The 1,169-nt window shown below is 70.3% G+C and carries 2 protein-coding genes and 1 pseudogene; 1 reads left to right on the top strand and 2 read right to left on the bottom strand.

The window, feature by feature from the left end; translation table 11 throughout:
- Positions 1–185: pseudogene (locus ACFQEU_RS16285) on the top strand (hypothetical protein); the annotation flags it as partial.
- 76 nt (positions 186–261) lie between these two features.
- On the opposite strand, the gene ACFQEU_RS16280 reads toward ACFQEU_RS16285, so the two are convergent.
- Complete coding sequence (locus ACFQEU_RS16280) at positions 262–573, bottom strand: MTH1187 family thiamine-binding protein (RefSeq protein WP_379783861.1); 312 nt, start codon at positions 571–573, stop codon at positions 262–264.
- A 65-nt stretch (positions 574–638) separates the two neighbouring features.
- On the bottom strand, positions 639–1,169 hold a 531-nt coding region (locus tag ACFQEU_RS16275), incomplete at its 5' end, for an alpha/beta hydrolase family protein (protein ID WP_379783859.1).

The following is a 1,169-nucleotide window of genomic DNA, read 5'->3' as shown; positions in this document are numbered from 1 at the left end:
TGAGCGATCCGACCCTCGCCGGCGGCGAGACGTCGTCGACGACGCTTGATCTCGTGTTGCGCGCGGACGTCGTCGGCGGGCGCGACGAGGCGACCGTCGTCCGCACGACGACCGTCGACGTGTCGGTGGAGAACCCCCCGGGCGACGCGGGTGCCGGCGGAACGGTCGACGTCGACACGGCGTGACGGTCGACACGGCAGAACGATCGATGACGCGGAGCGCGCCTGACTGGCCCGCAGTCGGACGTTCCTGCCCGTCCGCTTACTGTCCGCCTGTCGCTTTCCGACCGAGGTGTTCCTCGACGGCCGCGACCTTCTCGTCGGCGCTCGCGTCGACCGTCCGTTTGTCGTCGATCTTCAGGAACGTCGAGACGCGGTCGCCGTCGACGGCCTTGTGGGCCGCCCCGACCGCCGCCAGGAGGGTGTCGATGTCGTCCGCCTCGATCACCGTACCCATCGGGTTCGTCTCGTACCACACGTCGTACGCGTCGAGCGCGTCGACGGCTTTCGCGACCTCGCCGGACATGCTTCCTTCACGGACCGGTGCGACGCTCAGCATGGCGATCACGGTCATGGTCGAAGGTTCGTCGCGTTCGGGGATAAACCCGGGTCACGAACGAGCGACGACCGCACCCGGAGTCAGTCCTCGAACGCGTCTCGGAGGAAGGAGAGCTGGTGACCCATCGCCGGCTCGAAGTCCGCGCCGAACGGGGTGAAGTGGTCGGCCGGCATCGTGACGACGGTGCCACGATCGAGGTCGCTTCCGGCGGCGACGACGCCGTCGACCGGAACGATCGCGTCGTCGGTGCCCGCGAGCAACAGCGTCGGGGCGCGTATCTCGCCGATCCGCTCGCCGGGCCGATAGTTCACGAGTCGGAGCAGCGACCGCGCGGGGGTCTCGTTGCGCCAGCGCGACTCGCGGTCGACGAGGTCGAGGTATCCCCGCTTCGATCCGGGCTCGGTGATGGCGGCCAGCTCCTCGCGGCTCCCGGCGATCGGCACGCTTCGACCCCGCCCGAGTCGGTGGCCGAGGAGGTCACGGACGCCCCTCACCCCCGCGCGAGCGACGTACTTCGGCCCACGGGCTCGGACGATCCGTCGGGCGTCGAGCAGCGGCGTGACGGCGACGACGGCATCGATGTCCCGGCGGTCGGCGGCGAGCGTCAGGAC

The organism is Halorubrum tibetense, assembly GCF_042661865.1.
GTDB classification, from domain to species: domain Archaea; phylum Halobacteriota; class Halobacteria; order Halobacteriales; family Haloferacaceae; genus Halorubrum; species Halorubrum tibetense.
Note: the sequence above shows the minus strand (reverse complement) of the source record. Positions and strands in the feature narration are given on the sequence as shown.